The organism is Nostoc sp. UIC 10630, from assembly GCF_010747425.1.
Taxonomy (GTDB): Bacteria; Cyanobacteriota; Cyanobacteriia; order Cyanobacteriales; family Nostocaceae; genus Nostoc.
Genome location: NZ_JAAGOG010000002.1, coordinates 108,706 through 130,792 on the forward strand (window position 1 = coordinate 108,706; position 22,087 = coordinate 130,792).

22 protein-coding genes are annotated in these 22,087 nt (G+C 39.6%); 12 read left to right on the plus strand and 10 right to left on the minus strand.

Annotated elements, in window-relative coordinates; all coding sequences use genetic code 11:
• The first annotated feature begins 87 nt into the window (after positions 1–87).
• The 3 genes from G1O98_RS01260 (at position 88) to G1O98_RS01270 (ending at position 2,029) form a co-directional block, all read left to right on the plus strand.
• Positions 88–1,077, plus strand: coding sequence for an iron-siderophore ABC transporter substrate-binding protein (locus tag G1O98_RS01260; RefSeq protein ID WP_163926808.1), 990 nt, complete (start codon positions 88–90; stop codon positions 1,075–1,077).
• 142 nt (positions 1,078–1,219) lie between these two features.
• A complete protein-coding gene (locus G1O98_RS01265) occupies positions 1,220–1,576 on the plus strand; it encodes an ABC transporter substrate-binding protein (protein WP_243458313.1) in 357 nt (118 codons plus the stop codon).
• A gap of 63 nt (positions 1,577–1,639) precedes the next feature.
• Positions 1,640–2,029 (plus strand): DUF1636 domain-containing protein, encoded by a 390-nt coding sequence (locus G1O98_RS01270; protein ID WP_163926809.1) that lies wholly within the window; start codon positions 1,640–1,642, stop codon positions 2,027–2,029.
• Positions 2,030–2,038: 9 nt separating this feature from the next.
• On the opposite strand, the gene G1O98_RS01275 is transcribed toward G1O98_RS01270, so the two are convergent.
• Positions 2,039–3,862, minus strand: a complete 1,824-nt coding sequence (locus G1O98_RS01275; protein WP_175586462.1) for an ABC transporter ATP-binding protein — start codon at positions 3,860–3,862, stop codon at positions 2,039–2,041.
• 91 nt (positions 3,863–3,953) lie between these two features.
• Positions 3,954–5,750, minus strand: a complete 1,797-nt coding sequence (locus G1O98_RS01280) for an ABC transporter ATP-binding protein (protein ID WP_163926810.1) — start codon at positions 5,748–5,750, stop codon at positions 3,954–3,956.
• A gap of 281 nt (positions 5,751–6,031) precedes the next feature.
• On the opposite strand from G1O98_RS01280, the gene G1O98_RS01285 reads away from it, so the two are divergent.
• From G1O98_RS01285 to fetB, 3 genes are all read left to right on the plus strand, one after another.
• A complete protein-coding gene (locus tag G1O98_RS01285; protein ID WP_163926811.1) occupies positions 6,032–7,027 on the plus strand; it encodes a sucrase ferredoxin in 996 nt (331 codons plus the stop codon).
• A 309-nt stretch (positions 7,028–7,336) separates the two neighbouring features.
• Complete coding sequence (locus tag G1O98_RS01290) at positions 7,337–8,038, plus strand: ATP-binding cassette domain-containing protein (RefSeq protein WP_163926812.1); 702 nt, start codon at positions 7,337–7,339, stop codon at positions 8,036–8,038.
• On the plus strand, positions 8,038–8,835 hold the full coding sequence (fetB, locus tag G1O98_RS01295; protein WP_163926813.1) for an iron export ABC transporter permease subunit FetB: 798 nt from the start codon (positions 8,038–8,040) through the stop codon (positions 8,833–8,835). The genes G1O98_RS01290 and fetB overlap by 1 nt, the downstream gene beginning before the upstream one ends.
• Positions 8,836–8,981: 146 nt before the next feature.
• Here the strand turns inward: fetB and G1O98_RS01300 are convergent, their stop codons facing one another.
• Positions 8,982–11,087, minus strand: a complete 2,106-nt coding sequence (locus G1O98_RS01300) for an acylase (RefSeq protein ID WP_163926814.1) — start codon at positions 11,085–11,087, stop codon at positions 8,982–8,984.
• Positions 11,088–11,468: 381 nt separating this feature from the next.
• Between G1O98_RS01300 and G1O98_RS01305 the strand changes: the two genes are divergently transcribed.
• The 4 genes from G1O98_RS01305 (at position 11,469) to G1O98_RS40540 (ending at position 14,855) form a co-directional block, all read left to right on the plus strand.
• Positions 11,469–12,500, plus strand: coding sequence for an iron ABC transporter permease (locus G1O98_RS01305; protein ID WP_163926815.1), 1,032 nt, complete (start codon positions 11,469–11,471; stop codon positions 12,498–12,500).
• Positions 12,497–13,537 (plus strand): iron ABC transporter permease, encoded by a 1,041-nt coding sequence (locus tag G1O98_RS01310; RefSeq protein WP_163926816.1) that lies wholly within the window; start codon positions 12,497–12,499, stop codon positions 13,535–13,537. Before G1O98_RS01305 ends, G1O98_RS01310 begins: the two co-directional genes overlap by 4 nt.
• A gap of 63 nt (positions 13,538–13,600) precedes the next feature.
• Positions 13,601–14,410, plus strand: coding sequence for an ABC transporter ATP-binding protein (locus tag G1O98_RS01315; protein WP_163926817.1), 810 nt, complete (start codon positions 13,601–13,603; stop codon positions 14,408–14,410).
• A 319-nt stretch (positions 14,411–14,729) separates the two neighbouring features.
• Complete coding sequence (locus tag G1O98_RS40540; protein ID WP_265578572.1) at positions 14,730–14,855, plus strand: hypothetical protein; 126 nt, start codon at positions 14,730–14,732, stop codon at positions 14,853–14,855.
• Positions 14,856–15,270: 415 nt separating this feature from the next.
• On the opposite strand, the gene G1O98_RS39610 is transcribed toward G1O98_RS40540, so the two are convergent.
• Positions 15,271–15,702, minus strand: coding sequence for a transposase (locus tag G1O98_RS39610; protein ID WP_345940516.1), 432 nt, complete (start codon positions 15,700–15,702; stop codon positions 15,271–15,273).
• A gap of 163 nt (positions 15,703–15,865) precedes the next feature.
• Positions 15,866–16,027 carry a transposase gene (locus G1O98_RS39615; protein ID WP_345940517.1) on the minus strand — a complete coding sequence of 54 codons (162 nt, stop codon included), beginning with the start codon at positions 16,025–16,027 and terminating at the stop codon, positions 15,866–15,868.
• Positions 16,028–16,617: 590 nt separating this feature from the next.
• Between G1O98_RS39615 and G1O98_RS01330 the strand changes: the two genes are divergently transcribed.
• Together G1O98_RS01330 and G1O98_RS01335 are read left to right on the plus strand one after the other, a co-directional pair.
• The gene (locus G1O98_RS01330; protein ID WP_163926818.1) at positions 16,618–17,421 is read left to right on the plus strand and encodes a peroxiredoxin-like family protein; all 804 of its coding nucleotides are present in this window, start codon (positions 16,618–16,620) and stop codon (positions 17,419–17,421) included.
• Between the two features lie 243 nt (positions 17,422–17,664).
• A complete protein-coding gene (locus tag G1O98_RS01335; protein WP_163926819.1) occupies positions 17,665–18,030 on the plus strand; it encodes a hypothetical protein in 366 nt (121 codons plus the stop codon).
• 104 nt (positions 18,031–18,134) lie between these two features.
• Here the strand turns inward: G1O98_RS01335 and G1O98_RS01340 are convergent, their stop codons facing one another.
• The 5 genes from G1O98_RS01340 to G1O98_RS40545 all read right to left on the minus strand — a co-directional run bounded on the left by G1O98_RS01340 (position 18,135) and on the right by G1O98_RS40545 (position 22,052).
• The gene (locus G1O98_RS01340) at positions 18,135–19,127 is read right to left on the minus strand and encodes a pentapeptide repeat-containing protein (RefSeq protein WP_163926820.1); all 993 of its coding nucleotides are present in this window, start codon (positions 19,125–19,127) and stop codon (positions 18,135–18,137) included.
• 94 nt (positions 19,128–19,221) lie between these two features.
• On the minus strand, positions 19,222–19,599 hold the full coding sequence (locus tag G1O98_RS39620; RefSeq protein ID WP_243458314.1) for a hypothetical protein: 378 nt from the start codon (positions 19,597–19,599) through the stop codon (positions 19,222–19,224).
• Positions 19,600–19,656: 57 nt separating this feature from the next.
• On the minus strand, positions 19,657–20,085 hold the full coding sequence (locus G1O98_RS39625; protein ID WP_243458315.1) for a hypothetical protein: 429 nt from the start codon (positions 20,083–20,085) through the stop codon (positions 19,657–19,659).
• A gap of 358 nt (positions 20,086–20,443) precedes the next feature.
• Positions 20,444–21,436, minus strand: coding sequence for a hypothetical protein (locus G1O98_RS01350; RefSeq protein ID WP_163926821.1), 993 nt, complete (start codon positions 21,434–21,436; stop codon positions 20,444–20,446).
• A gap of 217 nt (positions 21,437–21,653) precedes the next feature.
• On the minus strand, positions 21,654–22,052 hold the full coding sequence (locus tag G1O98_RS40545) for an aldo/keto reductase (RefSeq protein WP_275941754.1): 399 nt from the start codon (positions 22,050–22,052) through the stop codon (positions 21,654–21,656).
• Between the last annotated feature and the right edge of the window lie 35 nt (positions 22,053–22,087).

A 22,087-nucleotide genomic window follows, 5' to 3' on the forward strand; every position in this document is an offset into this window, starting at 1 on the left:
GAGCCACTACGTTTGTCGCCATATTTATAGACGCGTAGAGGCTTTCTATTGCTTCATTCACAGTGTGAAGAAGAAAGAGGCCAAAGTATGAAAATCAAGCTCCCTATCAAACTGTTTTTACTAGGAATTATTACTATTGCTTTACTTTGGGTAAGCCATATCTATCTTTTTCCAAATCAGCAAATTCAAGGTGACAATAACTCAGCTAGTTCTCAATTACCAGTAGCTACACGCGTAGTCAAACACGCTTTGGGTGAAACAAGAATTCCTGTCAAGCCACAGCGAATTATTGTATTAAATGATGTTGGTCTTTTAGATCCTGTTCTATCTCTGGGTGTCAAACCAATTGGTACAGTAAGTTATTTTCCACAGTACGAATTTTTATTCCGTGGTGTAACCAATGAAGAAGCAGCTGGTATTGAGATAGTTGGTGATGGAAATCAGCCTAATTTGGAAAGAGTTATTTTGCTCAAACCCGATTTAATTTTGATGCGTGAATACCAGAAAAGTTTCTATAAACAATTATCAGCGATTGCACCTACAGTTGTCGTAGATTTACCGGGTCTAAATTACTCTTTTAAAGAAAATCTCCGTTTTATTGCTCAAGTACTAGGTGAGAGTGAAAAGGCAGAAAAAGTCATCGCTCAATACTATGAACGAGTTAAAAAGTTGCAAAATTTAATGGGTGAGCGTCTAAAAAATATAGAAGTATCAGTGATTAATCTTTTTGGAGAAAATCTCATCGCTACATATTCAGATAATGAAACTTATAATCAAGTTTTCCAAGACATTGGTATCAGACTTATACCTACACTAGTAAACCAAAAGGAAGATACTTTAGTATCGAGTATTGAGGTATTAAAAAAGTACGATGCAGATATTTTATTTGTCATGAATGATACTCAGCAATTAACACAAACGTTTTTCAAAAATCCTCTTTTAACTACGCTCAAAGCAGCACAAAATAATCAAGTGTATGAAGTCCAAGTAAATAGATGGTGGACATTCGGTTTTTTTGGAGTCAATAAGCTACTTGATGACTTGTTTAAATATATGGTTCAGTCATCATCTTTGTAAATATTCAACGCTCAGAATCCGGTTCAAGAAGGATAGCTATGGTGAGTTCATAATAATTGTTGTCTAAGCTAAAATTTCTGTAGTTCGAGTTTATCCTAATAATATCAACATTTATTTACGTGATTCTTTCTGCGGAACTGTTTTGCAAGATGCTGGATTATCTCGTCCAGAATCTCAAAATTTAACGGCATCAAAAGCAAAAAATTTATTTAATAATCCGATTCAAATGTCCATCAGTAATGAATTAATCGAAAAAGCAGATGGTGATGTAATATTTATATGGACGGCTGAAAATAATGTCAAAGGCAATCAAACAGCGCAAAACAAATTAGATCAGCTTAAATTAAGTCCCCTGTGGAAAAATTTAAAAGCTGTAAAAGAAAATAAAGTTTATTTGGTTTCAAGTTACTGGATTGGGAGTGGTATGTTAGCTGCAAATGCAATTATTGATGATTTATTTAAGTATCTAATTAACACACCTTTATTTATTCGGAAGTAGTCCGAACGTCGCCAATTTAGTGTTTGAATAGTTGTTTAAATACTTTTTATAAAGTACTCAAGTATGAAATTTCATAGTTTATTTGTTTGTAAATCATGTAGTGCTGTTCTCGACCACGAAGAAGCAGACGATCGCGCCGAGGGAAATCAACTCTTACTGAAGCTGCTAGAGACTCAAAAAAATAATTTTGCTTACAGCACTCTCAATATAGAGCCTGTGGGATGTTTCTGGAGTTGCGTTAAAAAATATTCTTGTGCTGTTAGCTTTGTTTGTCCACAAAAATATACATACCATTTTGTGGATTTGACAGAAGAAAATATCACTGAGTTGTTGGAATTCAGCCTGCTTTATCAAGAAAGCCAAGATGGGTATGTTTTACCGCCGAAACTACCTGGGAAACTGCGATCGCATTTGCTAGTACGCATTCCTCCTACACCTGAGGCTATCGCTTAGTTGATATAGTCAAAAATTTAACTCTTGACCTTTGCTAATAATTTGATCTAACTTTCCTTGCGCTGCTATTTTACCTGCCTTTAGTAGAATGATTTGGTCGGCGCGACGTAAAACAGAACGCCGATGGGAAACCACAAGACAAGTTGGTATCCAATTTTCTTCTTCACTTGTATTGTTAAATATTCTTGACCATAAAGCTAATTCTGTTTCTACATCCAATGCACTAGAAAGGTCATCAAAAACCATCAATTCCGGTTTACGAACGAACATTCTAGCAGCTGCTAAACGTTGCAATTGTCCACCAGATAGCCTAACTCCTTTTGCTCCTACTAAAGTTTCCATTTTTTCATTCATGGCGGCTAAATCTTGCTCAAACACAGACATTTTTAGCGCCTTTTCGATTTCATAATCATCTTTATCTAAACCCAATAAAAGATTTTCTCTGAGGCTATAACTAAAGAGTTGGGGGATTTGAGGAGTATAAGCACTATGAGGTGGTACAAAGAAATTAATAGGGTCTTCTACTAAACAGCCATTCCAATAAATAGCACCTGATTGCTTGGGTAATAATCCTAATAAAACTCGTAGTAGTGTAGTTTTACCAGAACCAATGCGACCAGTAATGACAGTCAAACTACCGCGCTCTAGCTGAAAGCTTATGTCTGTTATTCCTTGGTTAGTACCAGGATAGTGGTAAGTGAGGTTAGATATGGTTAACAATTGTAAGCGATCGCTCTTTTGCCTTTGTGGTTGTTCTAAGGGTGGCAGTGATTGTTTGCGATTGCGTAGGTTATTCAGATAAAGTGGGTTTTTGGCGACCAAAGTATCTGCTGTCACACCAGAAAGCAAAGCTGTCATCCGTTCAAAGGAGACTTCGGTTTGCTTGTACAATGCCATGAATCTCCCTAAAGAGTTGAAAAAGCCAGTGACAAAGGAAAGATTATAAATAAACAGAGCAAAGTCACCTACAGTCAGTTTACTAGTTTGACTCTGAATTAACACAGAAGCTAGCAGTAAAATTAAACCCGTCCCTAGATTTACCATGTTTTGAAATACTGAATCTAACATGGCATTTAATAAGCTATCTCTCACCATCACTTGGCGGCGTTTGTCGTTGAGAGTGCGAAAATGATGTAACATATCTTGTTCTGCACCAGCTACTTTAATCGCTTGCACCGAACTAAACATTTCGCCTAAAATTCCTGTCACCTTTTCTGTTGCTTGGCGACTAGCTTTGCGGTATCGTTTGATGTAAGTTTCTGCTTTTTGAATAATTGCGATCATCGCAACTAAAGGCAGAAAAACAAACAAAGTCATTTGGACATTAACACTTAATAAAATCACCAAACAGAGAACAGCAAATATTCCTTCACCAAGTAGTTCCGATACCCATGCTACATTGTCTTCTATTTGTGTAGCATCATCACGAAAATAACTAATAATTTCACCTTGAGATACAGCTTTTTCCGCCTCACTGCTAACAATCATAGGTTGAGCATTAGGATTGTTTAACAAACGTTCTAAAAGATTGCGTCGCAGCAACGAACTCATGGTAAAACGGTGCTGAGTTTTGGTTAAGCGCCCTGCAAATATTGTCCCAACATGTCCTAAATTCAAAGCCAACAACAATGCAATCCAAGCTAAAGGTGTTAACCCAAATTGTGCTTTCCCTGTTAGGCTATCAAAGAATTCTCGGATAATTAGCCCAGGAATTGCAGGCAAGCCCGTAATTAAAATCCAGAAGCAGGTGTCAATTATGTAGAGTTTTGGTTGATAGCAAATTAGGTTCCATAATAATTTCCAGCCTTGTGGTTTTTTGTTTGTTGACAACATAATAATTCGTAATTTGTAATAGTCTATGGCAAGGCTTGCACTTACGTAATTTGTAATTAGAAGAATGTTAGATAAATTGGCATATCCAGAATTAAACTAATAAATCTGCCAAACCAGTCTTGAGTAACTGAGCAAAGTGCGAATTAGAGTTTTGAATTAATTCTTCTCGCAAACCATATTCGCTTACTCGACCTCTGTCCAAAATCAGAATTTGATTTGCTCTTTGCACGGTTGCTAATCGGTGAGCGATAATGATGCCGGTACGCCCAATTAGTAGCTGATCTATAGCTTTTTCAATGAGTTTTTCTGTTGTGGGATCGAGGCGTGAGGATGCTTCATCTAAAATTACTAGGCCAGGGTCTTTGAGAAAAACACGGGCAAATGCTAACAATTGCGCCTGTCCTGCTGATAAGCCGCTACTATCAGGCCCTAATTCAGTGTCTAAGTCTTTAGGTAATGAATGTAGCCATGCAGATAATCCCAGCATCTCTAAGGTTTGATAGATGCGTTCGTCGCTGATATTTTGGTTAAAAAAGGTGAGATTGTTGCGGACTGTGGTTTGGAATAACTGCACATTCTGAGTTACTAACCCGACATGCTTGGGTAAATCTGTTAAGGGAGTCTGGTTGATGGGTACATTCCCTAAGCAAATTGTGCCTGATTGTGCGTCATATAATCTCAGCAACAAGCGTGCTAAAGTGCTTTTACCGCTACCTGTACGTCCTAATAGTCCCAATACATGATTGGGCGGTAAATGGAAAGATATATCTTGCAGGATCAATTCTGGTTTTGTCTCTTGCTTTTTGATGCGTAGACTCGTGGAGGCTTGTCCTTGGACATCGCTATAGCTAAATGAGACATTTTCAAATGTAACAGAAAGTGCGCCATGAGGAAGTCGCTCTTTACCTCCTGCACTCAGTTGTGATTGTACTTGAAATAAGTCTTGGATACGATAAATGCTGGCTTCTGCCTGTTGAAGCTCTTCTAACTGAGTGCGAATCTGCTCAATTGGTTCGCTAAGAAGAGTAGTGTAGTAAAAAAATATATATGCAGTTCCGATAGTGATCGCTTTTTGATTCCAAAGGTAAAGAGCTACAGCCAAAGCAATGACATTACCTAGCGTGAATATACCGTTGGTTGTAGTCCAGAGAATAGTATCAGCAAAGCGTGCTTTGTGATAAGTTGGTAGCCAACGGTGCAGAATTTTGTAAAAGCGATGCATAACATAAGTTTTCGCACCATTTGCTCTTATGTCTTCAATGCCTGTTAGTTGCTCACCCAAAAATCCGAAAAACTCTCCATTGACTTGGCGATAGCTTCCCCAATGAGGAACGGCAATGGAACGCAGACGAATTAGGATAGATAATGCTGTGAGGGCGAAAAATGAAATAGTTATACCAGCTCGCCAATCTTCGGCGAACATCACCACAATCACACCCAAAATCAGTAGCAAACTGCCTAAGATGTAAACGCTAAATTTCGAGAAAAATTTTGAAAGGTTCTGAATATCACCGTCCACTCGTTCCACTAATTCACCAGGTGTTGAAACTTTGTGAAAAGATAAATCGAGTTTCAGGCAATGTTCAACTAAATCAGCACGTAAGGCATTAGTAGCTGTCCAAGCAACGTTTTCACCGTAGTATGTAGCCACAATTGACATTAATTGCATCACTAAAGCTACACCGATAAATAGAAATGCGGCGGAGAATAAGTTTTGTACTGAACCGCCTGCTACAGCTGTATCAATGAAATTACGTAGAATTTGCGGGTTGAGGAGTTGCAAGCCGATACTAGCTAATAGAGCGATCGCAAACTTGGCAACGCGCCCCTTTTGGGGCTTGAGATAGTCTATCAATAAATTCCAAAACTGTTCTAGACCAATTTTCATAACGTCGCCAAATTTTAGCCAGGATTGTCCCGAAAGTTATAATTTAATCAAAACTAATTGAGAAACTTATGCAAAAGCAGTATACTATAAAAACGACTGTTAACCTAGCAATAATTCTTTTTAAGTAATTTAGTACTAATAAATTCCATTAAAATTATGATTTGCTGACTTTAGCAGTGCAAAATACCAAAAACTCATTTATAAAAATCCGAGCGACTGTTGAAACAATGAGCAACGGGCGATTCTTTTTAATGTTTTATGGTGTGTAGGTCAATTTGAATATGGTAATCAACCAGATCCGTAACAAATGCCGTTTCTGTTCCGAAGTTTCCCAAGCTAATGGTGAAGACCCTATCGGCTCTGCCATAGCAGTTGAACAATATTTAATTATTGAAGCTCCACAACCCTGGCCAGTTGAGATTTGGATTGAAACCGAACCAATGCCGCAAGGAGTGTTGGACGCATTGAATTTTGTTTGGGAACATGGTAGAACAATTCGGCAACTGGCGATCGCTCCAGATCAGGAGTACTCTATACCTGGTTACAAGCACGTATTTCACTACCATAGACCAGCAGGATTATTTGCTGAGTATGAGAAACAAGCATTTCTCGTACCCGATGCTGAGATTGGCGCTTTAGCACTAGCTTTAATAAAAGAACCAGAAAAGCTACCAGATTTTGAACAGTATCGGCAAAAAAGTAATCATCTTAGAGAATTACTTGTTTGCAACCACGGTAACGTTGATGCTGCTTGTAGCAGATTTGGTTATCCTCTTTATAAAAAATTGCGTTCTGAGTATGGTGCTGTAACTAATAGCAACTTGCGCGTTTGGCGATGTAGCCATTTTGGTGGTCACCAGTTTGCGCCTACCTTAGTTGATTTACCTCAAGGACGCTACTACGGTCATTTGCAGCCAGGAATTTTGGATTTATTGATATGGAATGACGGTTCCGTAAAAGAACTTTATCCTTATTATCGGGGATGGGGTGGTTTATCCAAGTTTGTGCAAATTGTAGAAAGAGAAATATGGATGCAAGCGGGCTGGAATTGGCTCAAATACCAAAAATCAGGTCGAGTTATTGCTCAGGATGAAATTAATCAAGAATGGGCAGATGTTCGGATTGATTTCACTACACCAGATGGAAGTAAAAGTGGTGCTTATGAAGCCAAGGTAGAAGTCAGTGGTTATATAATAACCGCGTTTTCTTCGGGAGAAAATGAACCCTTGGAAAAAATTAAGCAATATCGTGTTAGTCATCTAGTAGAAGTAGAGTAGCATTAAAAATTTGTTACGAAATCTACGTGTTTTTTACGATTTATCTCGGATTGCTATAGAACCCATTTGACATCTTTTATTCTATCGAAGTGCATTGACAGCAAAAGCCTTATGTGGCAGCTATGCTGTACTCTAGTTAACAGACCAAAAGTGGGAAATTCTTTTGTATCAACTCGATAATGGCTGTAATTAGGAAGACTTACTTAAGCATCTGCCCCCTAATCGACGTGTAGATTGGCATTATCAATAGTGACAAAAGAGGGTTATTTCCTAACAAGTCTATTAAAAAAACTCCTACAAACAAGCTGAATGGTAAATCAACGAAGTCAAAGCTCTATAACCAATTCAGAATCATTTACTAACGCTCCAGTTTTATCAGTACAAGGCTTAGGTAGAAAAATCCAAAATCAATGGTTATGGCAAAATTTAAATTTTGAACTTCTACCAGGAGAACGGGTTGCTGTAGTTGGTGCTTCCGGTTGTGGTAAAAGTCAGCTGCTAAGAATGATCGCTAGTCTCGATCCAATACAAGCAGGATACATCTTTTTTCAAGGAAAATCTATCGATGCTTACTACACACCCAATTATCGCTCTCAAGTTGTTTATCTCCACCAGCGCCCTGCACTTTGGGAAGGAACTGTAGAAGATAATCTCCAACAAGTTTATCGTTTAGCAGCCCATCGACATCAAGTTTACAAACGCGAACTAATTCTTAATTATTTACAACTTTTACATAAACCTGCTGATTTTTTACAACGTCCTGTAAGTGCAATTTCTGGCGGTGAATCTCAAATTGTGGCTTTTCTGCGCGCTTTGCAACTTTCCCCTTTGGTGTTATTGCTTGATGAACCTACCGCCTCATTAGATGTCGCTACAGCCAATTGTTTAGAAGCTTTGGTTGCAGCTTGGCAAAAAGAAGACATCCAACGAGCATATCTTTGGACTAGTCATGATTCGGCACAATTGCAGCGCATTACCCATCGTCAAATTAACTTAGAATCTAACGAATAATGGAAGATAATTATATTTCTATTAGTTATACGCAACTTGCGTTAGCAGCTTTATTTATTCTCATTAATATAGGTCTTTCATTTGCTCTGAATTTAGGGTTAACAAAAAGCCTTTTAATTGCTTCACTACGCATGGTAGTGCAATTATTATTGGTAGGATACTTATTACAATGGGTATTTACTCTTAGTAACCCAATATTAATTATAGCTTTAGCTTTAGCTATGACGATTATGGCGAGTATATCAAGTGTTAATCGGACTCGCCGACGGTTTGTCAGTATTTATTGGAATAATTTTATTTCGCTTTTTTGTGGTTCATTTTTAGTTACAGGCTTTACTGTTAGCGCCATTATTCAAGTACATCCTTGGTATGATCCTCAATATATCATTCCTCTGTTAGGTATGATTTTGGGTAATGCCCTGACTGGTACATCTCTGGCGTTAGAACGTTTTATGGAGGATTTAATTAATCGTCGAGAACAAGTAGAAGCACTATTAACTTTAGGTGCAACTCGTTGGGAAGCTGCACATCAACCAATTAAAGAAGCATTAAGAATCGGGATGATTCCCACAATTAACTCAATGATGGTGATGGGGTTAGTTAGTCTACCAGGAATGATGACTGGTCAGATTTTGGCTGGTGCGAGTCCTACAGATGCTATCCGCTACCAAATTGTGATTATTTTTGCCCAAGCATCGGGAACTGCGATCGCCACTATAGGAGTTGTATTACTGGCGTTTTTATCCCTATTTAATCAAAAACATCAACTGACAGATGCTTTGTACAAGCAAAGCTAAACATAGTTTTTATGGCAAGTCTGCACAAATGGAACAAGTTTCTTCTCACCTATTTACACTCAAATAAAGAATATACCGTCATGCGATCGCCCCAGACACTTAGAAGTTTTTGGGCGATCGCAAGCGCTAAAAGTAGACTATTAACCTCAGAATATTTTGCGTTCTTCTAGATGGGCAAGAATATCTGAGCGATCGCGCCACACAGTCCGCAACTTTTTGTTAGCGAACATCTGTAACTGATCCTTAATGTGGGGCGATCCGGGTTGAGATGCGTTACCGTAGCTGGTGAGTGCCATTGCTCGTACAGGGTTAGAAAATTCAATTGCAGCCACATAGGAATCACCTGCAACGGCTTGGAACTGCCCATTTTCTGCGGGAGCAGAATTCAGTACCCGAAAAATTCCCAGGCTGCCATCTCCACCATTACCAGGCAAATCCACATCACCCAATCGTAGCCGAAAAACCTTGCCCCACGGTACATCAAGTGCCCCATAAGTCTTTTCTATCTCTGCTGCAACTGCTTGTAGAGTTGCAACTGCACTTTCAGGATTAGCTAAACCATCGGGTGTGGTACGTGGAGAATTTTCATTCCAGGGTTTACTAAACGTTTTATCTAAGTCCATCTGTTGCACCCAAAAGGCAAATAATACGGCCCCGCGACTATCTGCATTGGCTTGCCGATCCCAGGCTTCTAGGACATTGGCTGCTTTTTGTCCTAAACCCTGACCATATTTGCGTGCAGCCGGAATTAAATCATCCAAAATCCGATCAGCCAGTTCCATGCGAGTAGAGTGCTTGTATGCAACCATTTCATCAAAAGAGATTTTGTCATCCTTAGCCAACATCCTTACAGAACGTTGGGAGCGGAAACCCATGAAACGAGGTGCCATGTAAGGCGGGTAATTATCTGCTTTAATAGCGGCCGGAAATGTAGTTGTCCAAGGTGGATCATTTGCATTTTGCAACCATCCGCTCTCCGGGTCAACTATGCGTGGTAAATCTTTGTAAGGATGAATTTTTGTCCACAACGTTTTAGATGTATTTCCTGGGATTATGCCTTCCCAGTATGCAAAATCACCACTAGAGCGTACTGGAACTTGACCGTTGAATAGGTGCATAATATGCCCTTCTCGATCCGCATACATCACCGTAAACATTGGCAATTGCAAGCGCTGGAGTGTCTTTTCAAACTGGTTAAGGTTTTTTGCCCGTGCCATATCCCACCACTGCTGGAGTACACCTGGTCGGTCAAGACCTGCAACTCTCAGTGCCACGGCTTTACCATTTTTCTCGGCTACCACTGGCCCGTGGACGGAACTTTTCACTACTAATGGTTGCTCTTGCAAGGAGCCATCTTTTTGCTTCACCTTTAAGGAAAGAGTTTTTGTCTGGAAGTTACGAACTTTGTCATCAAAGCGGTACCCATTACCTGCAAGTGTGAGTTCATAAACATCCCAACCATCGTATGTATTAACGGTGTGAGTCCAACCTAAGTTGTTGTTAAAGGCGATCGCTAATACGGGAACACCTACAAGTGTTGCCCCATAAGCATCAATTCCTGGTGCGGTGATTTGGGCTTCATACCACAAAAATAAATCTGACCAAGGTAGGTGTGGGTTTGCTAACAACATGGCGTTCCCATTGGCAGAATGAGTTGGTCCGATCGCCCAACCATTAGATCCTGCTTGCAACTTTTCTTTGCTTAGGTCTAATACTTTTTCTGGATTAACCACAAAGGTGAAATTGAGTACCCGATGTAAGTGAGCCATGACATCTTCTGCCTTGACTGGTAGCACTATCTCAACTTGATCGTCAATTAACTTCGGATTTTGTTTTGCATAAGCATTGATCCCAGCAGCAAAAGCATCGAGATAACTACGAAAAGTTGGATTCTGTGCTTTGTACCAATTACTAGCGCGTTTTGGTACTCCCGTAGTCTGTACCCAACGATCTGACTCCAGGTATTCCTCTCCCCAATATTCGGCTGCGCGTCCCCGTGCTTGACCATAGAGACGCAAAAGTAAATTTCCATGACTCTGCATTTGTGCCCAGCCAAAGGCATAAAATGCACTTTGGTTATCTTTACCGTAGATGTGCGGCACACCGTATGTATCCCATAATATCTCTGTGGATTTTGTTGGTACAGCTATAGTGCGGCTTCCGACAAACAAAACCAGTATCAAGCTAAGTATTAAAGGTAAAACGCGTATTGATTTTCGTTTGTAAACCTTAAGTAAACTATCAATCCTCATGAACACCACCATTTACAGATGTAACGCTTGGTGACTGAAACTGCTTATTGGGCATTGGGCATTGGGTATTGGGTATTGGGCATTGATTATTTTCCTCTGCTTCCCAGTCCCCAGTAACCTCTTGGCACGCAAGTGACCTTGACAAAGCAGATTTAAGTTGATCTAACAATACCACCTTGTTGAGAAACTATATCAAAGCTATAACAGTATGCTTTATTCCGTTTAAAAAATGGGGAAAAGGCTACACGATCGTGTAATCTATATATTTATCAAGAAAGATTATCAACTCTAATGATTAAAAAGCTGTTAAATATTGAGAGTGCCTAGTGAAAAAACAACTAATCAGCAGAGCGTAGTATTTTCCAGTGACGGCAGAATCAAATGATAAAAGCAACTACACTCTCATCTAGAGAATTGAAAAAGCCACAAATTTCAGCCTTATTTGGTCTGGTTTTGGGACTATGTATGCTAGTAATTTGCTTGCTGTTCAGTGTGACGCTAGGTGCAGCAGAAATACCTCTAGGTAAGATTTTGACATCTTTTATAGCATTTGATGGTTCCTATGATCACTTAGTTATTCAGACTGTGAGATTACCGCGATCACTCATTGCTATCCTTGTAGGTTCAGCCCTTGCTGTATCGGGAGCATTGATGCAGGGTTTGACGCGAAACCCCTTAGCAGATCCAGGTATTTTGGGTATAGAGTCGGGAGCCGCCCTCTTTGTTGTAGTCGCAACTTTTATTTTTGGCAGCTCATCCCCTAGTATTTACGCCTTTGTAGCATTTCTGGGTGCGGGAGTAACAGCAGTGTTAGTTTACATCCTTGGTTCTGTGGGACGAGGAGGAGCCACCCCATTGAATCTAACAGTAGCAGGAGCGGCCTTAACTGCTTTAATTTCTTCTTTCACTACTGGTATCCTGATTGTCAGCCAACAAACACTCGAACAAGTTAGATTTTGGTTAGCTGGTTCATTATCTGGTCGAGATTTTAATTTATTCTTACAACTACTGCCTTTCGCCGGCATCGGATTAGTTATAGCTTTTGCCCTCGGCAGACAAATTACCACTATGAGTTTAGGTGAAGATGTCGCTAAAGGTTTGGGGCAACAGACAGCTTGGATCAAAATATTTACCGCTATCAGCGTAGTTTTACTAGCAGGAAGTTCCGTTGCCCTTGCAGGGCCAATCGGCTTCATTGGTTTAGTCGTTCCCCATATAGTGAGATTTTACATTAAAGCCGATTATCGTTGGATATTACCCTATTGTGCAGTTTTGGGGGCAATTTTGCTCCTAGTTGCAGATATTGCCGCCCGTGTATTGCTCAAACCACAGGAGTTACCTGTAGGTGTAATGACAGCAATAGTTGGCGCTCCTTTTTTTGTCTACCTGGCTAAGTCAAGGGTGAAAAAATGAAGGTTGATTGGCTAGTCATTCGTTCACAGGTGATATCTTTTCGAATCGACCGACGTGTACCAGTCGTATTGCTATGTTTGGTAGTAGCGATCGCAGTGGCGATGGTGATGAATGTCGGGCGGGGTGAATATCCAATCTCGCCTTTGGATATCGTGAAAACTATATTGAGTTTAGATACAGGAAACCCAGACCATCAATTCGTGATTCAAAATCTGCGTCTACCCCGCACCCTTGTGGCTTTTATGGTGGGAATGGCGCTGGCAATTTCAGGTACTATATTTCAAGGACTGACACGCAATCCATTGGCTGATCCCGGTATTATCGGCATCAACGCTGGAGCAAGTTTGGCGGCAGTTGTAGTAATTGTACTGTTTCCATCAGCACCAATTTACACTTTGCCTCTATCAGCCTTTGCTGGTGCTTTGCTAATGGCGATTTTAATTTACTCGCTGGCTTGGAATAACGGTAGTTCACCGATTTTATTAATTTTAATGGGTGTTGGTTTATCTGCGATCGCCAATGCTATAACCACCCTGATGATTACCTTTGGCGAAATTTCTGACGTTAGTAATGCTTTGGTTTGGTTAGCTGGGAGCGTCTACGGACGTACTTGGGAGCAAGTATTTTCTCTATCACCTTGGTTAATTGTTTTTATCCCAATGGCTTTGACATTGGCCAGGCATTTGAACGCTTTAAATTTGGGAGATGATGTTGCAAAAAGTTTAGGTAGTCGGGTGGAATGGCAACGTGGTTTACTCGTGCTGGTGGGTGTAGCCTTAGCAGGTGGAGGAGTCGCCACCGCCGGAAATATTGGTTTTATTGGTTTAATCGCACCCCATTTAGGACGACAGTTGGTAGGTGCAACCCATGAAAGCTTGATTCCTACTTCCGCACTCTTAGGGGGCATGATTGTTGTAATGGCAGACTTGCTAGGAAGAACGCTTTTTGCACCTATAGAAATTCCTTGTGGGGTAGTGACTGCTACTATCGGCGCACCTTACTTTCTCTATTTGTTAATTCGTAATCGAAAAAAATAGAGTACAAATCAATTCAAAATACCTTATGGAAAGCAAGCTACAAAATTCAAGATGATATTAACTATGAAAGGATTATCAACCAAGGGTCTGTCTTTAGCTTATGATGGTATGCCAATTGTTCGTGACCTGAATCTGTCAATTCCCGCCGGGCAAATTACTGCTTTAGTAGGTGCAAATGGTTGCGGTAAATCAACATTGCTGCGAGGTCTAGCTAGACTTCTCAGACCCAATGGCGGTACAGTCTATCTTGATGGACAATCTATTTTTAATCTTTCTACTAAAAACGTAGCAAAGCAATTAGCGATCTTACCGCAAGGTCCAGTTGCACCGGAAGGATTAACAGTCAGAGACTTGGTAGCACAAGGACGTTATCCTTATCAAAATTGGTTGCAGCAGTGGTCTGAAAAAGATGAAAAAATTGTCCAACAGGCACTAGAGATTACAACCTTGTTAGAGTTAGCCGAAAGAGGATTAGATACCTTGTCTGGTGGACAACAACAACGTGCCTGGATTGCAATGACACTAGCGCAAGATACAGATATTTTACTGTTGGATGAACCGACTACTTTTTTGGATTTGGCACATCAGATAGAAATTTTAGATTTGTTATATGAATTGAACCAGCATCAGGGACGGACTATTGTTATGGTGCTACATGATTTAAATCAGGCTTGTCGTTATGCTGATTACTTGGTTGCGGTAAAACAAGGCAGGATTTTAACAGCTGGAGAACCCAAGCAGGTAATGACTGAGCAAATGGTGCAAGAAGTTTTTGGCTTAGAGTGTCGTATTTTGACTGACCCGGTTGTGGGGACACCGATGTGTGTACCGATAGGACGCAAGGGAAGAGTTAATATGATTCGCAATTCATAAATTTAAATATTAATTCACAAGGCTATAAATCATCTATACAGCACTTCTTACTGTTATGAGATACAGTAAAGAATGTGGATTAAATAACTTACAATTATGAAGGATATACCCGCATTTCTCACAAGCAGTAAAAGCGGCTTCACTTTCTTATTATGCAACTTAAGTGCCGATTAGCTTAGAGCATTGCATAACTGCTGGATACAATTTTTGCGGTAACTTTGTTTCAACACAGTAAAAGATGCCAAATTCTTTCTATAGAGTCTAATACAAACATATCAAGCTAAGTAATTGTTTTCCCAAAATGATGGAGCCGCTTTAAATGAAACGACGTGAAACACTAGCCGAATTGGTCGCAGGAACAGTAGTAGAATTTGAACAGCGCGAGGCTAGAACTGCAAAAACATCAGATGCAGCCACAGAAATTGAACAGTCAGAGGGTGTTTGAAAAGTCGGCTAGGTTGTAAAAAATATTTCTCGGTATACGCTGTAAATAGATAGGATACAGTACCGAATGGCACTAAGAAAAGCTCTAAGTTATGCAGAATAAGCACTACAGGTTCTATTCTCTTGAACAGTGGAGCAGTGAAGAAATGGGTAGGCCCGGATTTCTCACAAGTGCGAAAAAATCATTGAGATGAGTAAAATTTAGGAAAGGATATTTTATACATCAGTGGATTAAATTCAGGAACCGAAGACAATCACGTATTATCCGAAGCTTTAAAGATAAATAAAAGACGAATAAAACGAGAAATACTGGAGTAAAAACTATGATTAGCAATAATTAGGTAGGCGAAAACAGGGTTAAATTCAGGAAACTCAACCCCAGCAAGCTAATCATTATGATGACAATTAAGTAAAAATTAACCAGGACAGGCTAAGAGAGATAAATAATTGTAGGCCAGAGCGAAAATTCCTTTATAGGGGCAAGAACTACTAATTGAAATTAAAATTTTTCGGCAGTTAACCGTGATAGTTGCTCCTAACTTCAGTAACTTTGTCCGAATAGTGCCAACAGTAGCGTTTTGAAGTTCTGTTTTGGCTAAACACTTCTCCCGTAAAGCATTTATTAAAATGTAGGCAACAGATGAAAACCACAACCGTAGTTGATTACCTGCAAATGTATGGGTACTTGTCCTATCACTTCTTAGTTCTAGTTTTTCCTCTTTGAGACAATTCTCTATATTGCCTCTTGGACAATATTTTTCTGTATAAAGTTTTCCCGGAGGAATTTTATTAGTGGAAAGTGAAGTTACTACAAAACGAGTATCTACCCCTTGATTGCTATATTCCACTTTGGCAACAACGCGACAATTTCGACTTCAAGAGCATAGAGTTTTATAGTTAAGTGATGAATACCAAACTGAGTTCTCCACAAATGCTGTAGCTGCCAGTTGCAAATCCGGTGTCGGTACAAATAAGGATTCAAAAAACTCAACTATTGATTTCAGTTTTTGTTCATAATTCTTGAGAAGCACGGTATTTAATTGATTGTGAAAGCTGAATTAATCGACTGTTTTGCGCCAATCCAAACACATAATCAATCTCTCTTTGTGATTCACACCATGCCATAATCTCTTCTCTAGAATAAGCACTATCTCCCCGAATCAGAATTTTCACTTCCCCCCAGCGTGATTAGACAACCTGCTTAGGTATCATGGATAAATGCAGGATAAATCAGTTAGTTTTAACCTGCTATATTCGGTTTCCTCAGTTAAAAGCCATTGAAGGAATAAACTCTGAGCTTGAGAGGTAGATAAATGTTCTATGAATGACTCTCAAATACACAGTTGTTATCTTTCACTAGGAAGACGCGATGCCTACGGCGGGCTGCGCCTACGCACAACTGCTTCCGTAGGATGGTAAAAGTTGAAAGATTGTAATCGGCTTTGATCTGGTTGTCACAGCCACCGGATCTAGCATTAATGAAGCGGCTGGTGCTTTTGAAGAACTAGGTGCCAAGGTTGAAACCGTACAGGCGGATCTTGCCACATACAATGGAGTCGAAACCCTCTATAACCAAATTCAAGCTATTGGAAGACCAGTGGAAGCGATCGCTATTAATGCCGGAGTTGGGTTCAGTTAAGGGCTACTGGTAAAAATTTTGGCTTTTTGAGACGCGATAAATCGCCGTCTCTACAAGTTTTTTGGTCTTATCTGAACTGTATTAAGTTAAAATTGAATAGCTAAATAGCAGTTAATACTTTGTAATGAATCCCTACGCTATCCTTAATCAGACCAAACTTCAGCGTGTTAGTGATGGCATAACCCGACCTCTACTAGAAAATTGCGGAACTGCCTCACATATTCTTATTTTAGTCTGGCCACAACTTGGGGATTTTGATAGTCTTGAATATGCGTGGTGGTTACAGCGCGAAGCTAAAAAATTGCCTCCTGAAAAACTCGCTATTCGTGCAGTCGGAATTGGCGATCGCGCCTCTGGAACAAAATTCTGTGAATATACAGGATTTCCAGCCGAAAATTTATTTGTTGAACCTAATGCAGAACTACATCAACAACTCAAACTTTATTCAGGTCTGAATCTCCCTGTCCCTGGAATTTCCCCTACTCAGAAAGCTTGGCTAAATCTACTGTTCATGTGTGCAGGGTTTGGAAGTCCGGGAACGCTAAGAGAAGTTTTTCGGGGATACAGAGGCGATCGTCAAGCCCCTCAACTCATTGAAGATGATGAAATTATTCAAGGTACTCCTCTACCTGCCTTTCAAGGCTCGTTTTTCCAATTAGCTGGTGGAATTGGGTTTCAACGTCCCTTTGAATTAGCTACTCTACGGCTACGGAATATGGTGGAAGTTCTGAGCAATTGGCATACTTATGTACCTAATTCTGCCTACTTAACTCAGCGTGGTGGAACTTTTCTGTTTGATACCCAAGGTCAGTTACTTTACGAACATCGAGATCCAGGAATTTTGGGCTTTGCAGCTAATATGAGTCAGCCCCTATCATTTTTATCCCTTATCGAAACAGATAGCTTTACCTCAATTCATAATTCATAATTCATAATTGCTATTTCAATAAAATTTAACATAACAAAATTGTGAAATTGAACGCTTTTGTGTGCATTTGCCCCATAACAGATGTATATCATCTGCTCGCCTGTTGTAGTTAACTATCTTTAGATTTAATACAAGTACTTTCATTACTTTTGCGCTCTTAAAGTTTGTGAATTATGAACTATATGGTTAATCAATTTAAGTATTAAATAAAATCATTACCAATAGTTTAGGAAAAGCAAAGACGTGAAGCGTTTCAAAAAGCTATCCTCAATTGTGTTCTTGCTATTAGCCTTTATTTATCCACCTGGTTTGGCTGAAGCCAAGGATAACACTATCAATAATGTTCTTAATGAACAGGCACTTGACGCACAGACAAAATTAGTTGGAGAGCAAAGTGAAGAGCTTTTGTTAGCTCACCGACGGACTCGACGACGTTATCATAGACGGCAACGGACTGGAAAATATTATTATCAACGCCAGAGGAATCGAAGACATTATTATAGACGACGCTATCGCTCTGTAAATTATCATGGACAACCATATCGTCATGGAGAATGGGAACTTGTGCGCGATCGTCATGGACGATTAATATATGATTGGCAGCGTTAAATAGTAAACTTTACAGCCAATTTTGCCAGAGAATCTTTATGTGTAAATCCTAACTTAGGCAGACTTATTCGAGACAAAATAGTGGGTATTGCCCATGTATATTTTTAATCATTAATTGTTCCATCAGGCATAACTGCACCACGCAGATTTGCACCCGTCAGATTTGCACTACTCATTTCTGCTCTGATCAAATTTGCCTTACTTAAATTAGCACCAGTCAAATCTGTCCTGGCAAGATAGGCATCAACTAAGTCTGTTTCCGTGAGGTTAGCCTGACGCAGGTTAGCCCGACTTAAATCAACTCTATTTAGCCTTGCAAAACTCAGGTTTACTCCACTCATCTGACATCTAGTCAGTTTAGCATCTGCCATAATTGCACCATACAAATTAACACCTGTAAGTTCGGCATCAATGAGGTTTGAACGTTCTAATCTAGCGTTCATCAGGTTAGCACCTTTCAAATTAGCACCACCGATGTTAGTATCTGCCAAAGATGCATTATGCAAAATCGCTTCACTCAAATTGGCATCACTCAAATCGGCATAACGTAGCGTTGCCTCACTCAAGTTAGCACCACTCAAATCAACTTTAGATAAGTCAACACCAGTTAAATCAGCGCCCCGTAGATCAGCCTTATGAAGATTAGCACCCCGTAGACTAGCAGAGTACATTCTCTTTTCTTCTCGCAGGTTAGCCCCACGCAGGCACGCGCCAGTTAAATTTGCACCACTCAAATCTGCACCACGTAAATCGGCATTCATCAAGTTAGTATCTAGCATATATGCCAAAGTTAAATTTGCATTACGCAAATCAGCACCCTGCAAAGTTGCACCATGTAAATTAGCATCATGCAAGTTGGCGCTGATTAAACTTGCCTGATTTAGGTTCGCACCACTTAGCTTTGTACAAACTAGGTTTGCCTGATTCAGAATTCCTCGACTTAGATAGCTAAAAATTAGGATGGCATTACCCAAATCTGCTTTATTCAAAGCTATGCCAATCAAGTCTGCACCAAACAAATTTATTCCATTTAAGTTGGCCTCAATGAACTTTGTTTCTCCATTCTCATAGCGCTTTATAAGTTCATTGGCATCCATATTTTTTCCTATCAATTACCACAAACATTTAAATTTTGCTCAAATTAACAATAATCAAAAATTACCATTATTATTTGGGAGGAGGTGCTATAAATTAACAGGTATTACCATCATCATTGAGTCCAGTTTTCTGATAAGGATTAACTGGTGTTTTTGTTTCTGGAGATGGAGCGTTGTTGAACGGATTATATCCATTGGTGCTGGGTGATATATCGCCATATAAAGCTCGCATAGATTGGACAATTGCACTAGCTGCTTGAATATTTTCATCCGGCTTCCCTAGAGATATAACAGCACTATTTAATTTAGATTCAAGCTCTCTAAAAGTTGGACAGATATTAAATAATTTCAGCAATAAATCATCAAGCTTTTGAGTCTTTAGTTTCAACCAGTCTTCTTCATTAAAAGTAAATTTTTTGTCAAGTGCAGAAAATAGAACTATTTTAGCCCTAAGTGGGTTAGTATACTTCATAATATTTTGCCGTAAATCAAACTGATTATATTGATATTTGATTTTACTGTTGGGAGATTAATCTATAGAATTTAATGATATTGGCTCAGAATTATAAAATATTTGTTCATCTTTACGAGGTTGATTTAATAATAGTCCTGTTGATTCTTCTTGATGAGATTTATTTAATAATATTCCTGTTGGTTCCTCAGGCGTTATATATAGCTTCTGCATTTGATGAAAAATAACATTGGCGATTATGGCATATTCAGCTTGTTTGTTAAGAGTTTTTACAACTTCAGATAAACTATAATTTAAGTTATTGGTAGTAGGATTAAATCTAAACAATTCTTGAATTAAATCTTGTAACTTAAACCTATCTATCGTCTCCTCATCATTCTCCCAAGTATTTTTACAAGCCGAATATATTAATTTTTTAATCCGCTTTGAGCTTTCATGCTGTTCTAAATGTTTAGTTACTGCATCGAGACTAGATATAGTTTCCATCGGCAAATTTCCAGCACAAGTATTAAATAGGAACAAATGATAAAGCTAACCTTTTCAACGTGACTCGCAAAATCTTTTTCTCAGAACATTGTCTGTGTCAAAAGTGGCTCATAAGTTATTTATTTAACCGCAGAGGCACAGCAGAAAGTCTGAGAGCAGGCATCAGATTTTCTAAAATAGAAGAAGATATAGAAAAGAGATTTTGAGAGGAATTCACTTTCGGTAATTTCTAGTCACGTTGAAAGGGCTGGTCTTATGTTATACCCTTTTTATCTAGGTTGTGTAGTCTATTTGAGCCAGGTTCCCATCGCTTACACTGTCTTGTTATATTACATTTGCCAGCTAAGTGTTACTTGTATTAGTATTGGTTTACAAATTGTTGGATATATTGCTTGGACGAGCCATAGCTGACGATCGCCACATCAAGATCAGCATACTTGTAAAGGTTCAACGCACGTTGGATTCCTCCAATAATCCAATCGGTTTGGTTGCCGAATGCTCCACCACCGAGAAGCGTAAGAAACAATCTGTTGTTTCCATTTCTGATTGAATTCAAGATTGCAGTACAAATAGTTGCTTCATAAGATGCCTCTAAAACAAGGCGTGCAAATTCCGTCCAAAGATTTGAGGAATGACGAGAGTAGCTAACTGGCAAGGCAGAGCAATAGGCTTGTGAGACGGTATGCTTGCAATCATTGAGCGTTACTTGCGTACTCCATTGAATGCCGATTCGTAACAACTCTCGCAATCCATCAAGTTCACTCTCGCTTGCTGCTCGAAGTCGATTTGAAATCTCGACCAAACCACTATGTGATGCCAAAGCATAACCGTTTCTCATTTCCCAAAGACGGCTTTTGGAATTTCCCAATGCTACTCCTATATCTGCAAGACAATCGATTTGATTTGTTGTTGATTGTCCGGTTTGCCCATTTACGGTTGCAAAGTAGTTTCGATAAATCGTTCCTGCACCAGCCGCGATCGCACAGGCTGGTCCCTGAGTAGGATCACTCTCATAAATCCCCACGCCACGCTCAGGCGTTACATTTGGAGATACCATTTCAAGCAGATTGAATTGGGAAGCTACTTGAAAAAGCGAATCAGCATTCGATTCATTGATGTGCAAATGCTGGACGTTGGCAACTATTTCGCGTACCGATATTTTTCCAACCTGATATCCACTCGCATGGACACGTTCTCTAAGTTCGGCTAAAGACGGTGTTTCCAACTGACCGCAAACCATTACTTTCCCATTCACACGAGATTTCAATACCTTACCGTCAACAGTGATATTCTGCCAAACCTGTTGTGGGGACTCTTCAGGAAAACCGGTCAATGTTTCAAACCACGTCATTGGATAAAATCAAACGACAGACATAACTATTTATTGTACGGAAAGTTTTCGTATAATTTTTTTCTTTTTGAAGGATTTGCCCAGCGATCGCTCTTATGACTAATATCCACACAGGACTGCACCAAACAATGTACTAAATGCGACACGCCCTTTTATCAAAGAAGAAAGCTCTTGGTTGGGATAATAACTGTTGAGTGTTGACTTTCGGGTAGCCGTACTAGGCGTTTGAGGAACTGGCTTGATTAAGAAGTTCAATAGCATCTTGATCAAGCTTTATATTGACAGCTTTGATGATATCGTTGAGTTGCTCAACCTTTGTTGCACTAACAATAGGAGCAGTAATGCTGGGATTAGCAATGAGCCACGCCAGAGAAACTTGGGTGGGAGTAGAATTATAAGTCGTTGCCACCCGATCAATTACCTCTAGAATTCGCAAGCCACGAGGGTTTAAATATCTTTTTACAGAATTACCACGGAGACTAATAGATAAATCTTTTTCTGAGTGATATTTACCAGAGAGAAAGCCGCTGCATAGAGAGGAATAGTTAATCACGCCAATTTCCTGTTCTTGGCAAATTTGTTGTAAATCCTGCTCATAACCATCTCGGTCATACAAGTTATAACGGGGCTGAAGGCTTTCGTAGCGAGGAT

What these genes read in the sequence shown, in the direction of transcription:
- G1O98_RS01305 (WP_163926815.1), top strand. Translation starts at nt 11,469, where the DNA reads ATGATAAAAGCAACTACACTCTCATCTAGAGAATTGAAAAAGCCACAA.
- G1O98_RS01275 (WP_175586462.1), bottom strand. Translation starts at nt 3,862, where the DNA reads ATGTTGTCAACAAACAAAAAACCACAAGGCTGGAAATTATTATGGAAC.
- G1O98_RS01350 (WP_163926821.1), bottom strand. Translation starts at nt 21,436, where the DNA reads ATGACGTGGTTTGAAACATTGACCGGTTTTCCTGAAGAGTCCCCACAA.
- G1O98_RS01280 (WP_163926810.1), bottom strand. Translation starts at nt 5,750, where the DNA reads ATGAAAATTGGTCTAGAACAGTTTTGGAATTTATTGATAGACTATCTC.
- G1O98_RS01310 (WP_163926816.1), top strand. Translation starts at nt 12,497, where the DNA reads ATGAAGGTTGATTGGCTAGTCATTCGTTCACAGGTGATATCTTTTCGA.
- G1O98_RS39620 (WP_243458314.1), bottom strand. Translation starts at nt 19,599, where the DNA reads ATGAAGTATACTAACCCACTTAGGGCTAAAATAGTTCTATTTTCTGCA.
- G1O98_RS01300 (WP_163926814.1), bottom strand. Translation starts at nt 11,087, where the DNA reads ATGAGGATTGATAGTTTACTTAAGGTTTACAAACGAAAATCAATACGC.
- G1O98_RS01330 (WP_163926818.1), top strand. Translation starts at nt 16,618, where the DNA reads ATGAATCCCTACGCTATCCTTAATCAGACCAAACTTCAGCGTGTTAGT.
- G1O98_RS01260 (WP_163926808.1), top strand. Translation starts at nt 88, where the DNA reads ATGAAAATCAAGCTCCCTATCAAACTGTTTTTACTAGGAATTATTACT.
- G1O98_RS01270 (WP_163926809.1), top strand. Translation starts at nt 1,640, where the DNA reads ATGAAATTTCATAGTTTATTTGTTTGTAAATCATGTAGTGCTGTTCTC.
- G1O98_RS01290 (WP_163926812.1), top strand. Translation starts at nt 7,337, where the DNA reads ATGGTAAATCAACGAAGTCAAAGCTCTATAACCAATTCAGAATCATTT.
- G1O98_RS40540 (WP_265578572.1), top strand. Translation starts at nt 14,730, where the DNA reads ATGAAACGACGTGAAACACTAGCCGAATTGGTCGCAGGAACAGTAGTA.
- G1O98_RS01315 (WP_163926817.1), top strand. Translation starts at nt 13,601, where the DNA reads ATGAAAGGATTATCAACCAAGGGTCTGTCTTTAGCTTATGATGGTATG.
- fetB (WP_163926813.1), top strand. Translation starts at nt 8,038, where the DNA reads ATGGAAGATAATTATATTTCTATTAGTTATACGCAACTTGCGTTAGCA.
- G1O98_RS01340 (WP_163926820.1), bottom strand. Translation starts at nt 19,127, where the DNA reads ATGGATGCCAATGAACTTATAAAGCGCTATGAGAATGGAGAAACAAAG.
- G1O98_RS01285 (WP_163926811.1), top strand. Translation starts at nt 6,032, where the DNA reads ATGGTAATCAACCAGATCCGTAACAAATGCCGTTTCTGTTCCGAAGTT.
- G1O98_RS39625 (WP_243458315.1), bottom strand. Translation starts at nt 20,085, where the DNA reads ATGGAAACTATATCTAGTCTCGATGCAGTAACTAAACATTTAGAACAG.